Source organism: Couchioplanes azureus (assembly GCF_014648355.1).
Taxonomy (GTDB): domain Bacteria; phylum Actinomycetota; class Actinomycetes; order Mycobacteriales; family Micromonosporaceae; genus Actinoplanes; species Actinoplanes azureus.
This window is the reverse complement of record NZ_BMQY01000032.1, coordinates 1-1486: the sequence shown is the minus strand read 5'-3', so window position 1 is coordinate 1486 and position 1486 is coordinate 1. Positions and strand designations below refer to the sequence as shown.

Annotated in this window: 3 protein-coding genes; 2 read left to right on the top strand and 1 reads right to left on the bottom strand. The window is 67.6% G+C overall.

The window, feature by feature from the left end; translation table 11 throughout:
• Positions 1 to 100 precede the first annotated feature (100 nt).
• Complete coding sequence (locus IEY99_RS33725; protein WP_194505986.1) at positions 101 to 514, top strand: hypothetical protein; 414 nt, start codon at positions 101 to 103, stop codon at positions 512 to 514.
• A gap of 12 nt (positions 515 to 526) precedes the next feature.
• Here IEY99_RS33725 and IEY99_RS33720 read toward each other — a convergent pair whose 3' ends face one another.
• Entirely contained in the window at positions 527 to 754 is a 228-nt protein-coding gene (locus tag IEY99_RS33720) for a hypothetical protein (RefSeq protein ID WP_189208184.1), read from the bottom strand.
• A 271-nt stretch (positions 755 to 1025) separates the two neighbouring features.
• On the opposite strand from IEY99_RS33720, the gene IEY99_RS33715 reads away from it, so the two are divergent.
• The gene (locus tag IEY99_RS33715) at positions 1026 to 1223 is read left to right on the top strand and encodes a hypothetical protein (RefSeq protein WP_189208183.1); all 198 of its coding nucleotides are present in this window, start codon (positions 1026 to 1028) and stop codon (positions 1221 to 1223) included.
• The last annotated feature ends 263 nt before the right edge of the window (positions 1224 to 1486 follow it).

Sequence of the window (1486 nt, the reverse complement as noted above, 5' to 3'; positions counted from 1 at the left end):
GATCACCCAGGCACGATAAGCGACCGCGTCGACCACCGTCGATCGCGTTGGAACCGATATCGGCAGGACGTCTCGCCCTTCTGGGTCGCCAGACACGAAGATGAGCGACGCGGCGAACCACCCGCCGTACCGTGACGAGATGATCAACCCCGGCACACAGCCGATCGAGGATGCCCAGGAAGAGCACGCGGTGGCCGCGCTCAAGGTGTTCCTCGGCGAGGTTCGCGTCCGCGCTGCCGAGATGGAGCAGGCGCCGCTCAAGCGCCGCGAGGCTGAGATCTCCGGCGAGCCGACCCGGGATCCTGCTGCTGACCGCGACGGCCGGTACGGCTGGGACCTGCGGCTCTCCGACGGCCGGGTAGTGCGGCTGCTCATGCCGGGCGTACGCGTGGAGGCGATGCGCGACGACATCACCGCGGCGGCTCCATGCCTGTACGTCAACGGCACCGCCTGGTGGTGGTCCGACGCGGTGGCCTCGGTCGCCGCCGAGGGCCTGGCGCTTGACCGGGGATGAGCTGGGTCTTCGTTACGCCGGAGCAGGGCCAGGCCCACTCCGGCGCTTGAGCCGGGCATCCATGCCCGCCCACGGGTCACCCGGGTTGAGCTCCGCCGCATGTGCCGACTCCAGGATCGCCGCCGCGGCCGCACCCCACACACCACCGTGGTGCCGGTCGGCAACCTCCTGAATCCATCGGTGAGTCGCCTCGTCGAGGTAGCCGTCACCGTCATCGACGTCGACGTCGTTCTCCGCCATGACCACCCTCCCTGGGCCTGCCGTGCCGGTCGGCGTGAGCGACGACCATAGCTCCCCCCGCACCCGGCGAGGCCGGAATCGGGTGGACTGGTCACCGTGAGCCGTCTGAGGAAACCCACGGTTGCCCTATCGATTGTGGATCCAAGACATCAACTACCATTAAAGCCACAAATCGACCAGGATCGTCGGAGGACGGTGGAACTCCGAGCCGATGTCTCTTCCTGAACGGGGCCGTACCGGCCCCCGACCTTCAGGAAGAAGGTGCGTTTGCATGGAACTCCCGCAGAACCTGCAGGACTTGCTGGACCTGCTCCTCCAGCTCCAGCGGCTCGTCTCGACGCTCTGGGGGCTCTGGCGCATCGGCCAGGGGCTTACCCGACTCGCGCGACGGCTCCGTGACCGCAGACGTCGGCAGCAACCGGAACAGGCCATGAGGAGCGAGAAGGAGGAGGAGTCGGGTCGGACGTAGCGAGCGGCCACGAGACGGTCGGGCGTCGCGACGGACGCCTGGCCGTGCTCGTCGACAAGGACGACACGTTCCTACCTGCACGTTGCGGCGGATACATGCGAAGGGTCGTCGTATCAACCAGAACATCGCCGGCGTCTGCACGGCCGGTGACCGGCTCAGTCAGTCACCATGCCTGTGTGAAGAGTCGACGTCCCGTGGCCCACGACAGCGAGCGGCCTGGTCCGCCGCGATGGCCATGGCTGCTTTCGAACGCTGGCGTGTTC

What these genes read in the sequence shown, in the direction of transcription:
- IEY99_RS33725 (WP_194505986.1), top strand. Translation starts at nt 101, where the DNA reads ATGAGCGACGCGGCGAACCACCCGCCGTACCGTGACGAGATGATCAAC.
- IEY99_RS33720 (WP_189208184.1), bottom strand. Translation starts at nt 754, where the DNA reads ATGGCGGAGAACGACGTCGACGTCGATGACGGTGACGGCTACCTCGAC.
- IEY99_RS33715 (WP_189208183.1), top strand. Translation starts at nt 1,026, where the DNA reads ATGGAACTCCCGCAGAACCTGCAGGACTTGCTGGACCTGCTCCTCCAG.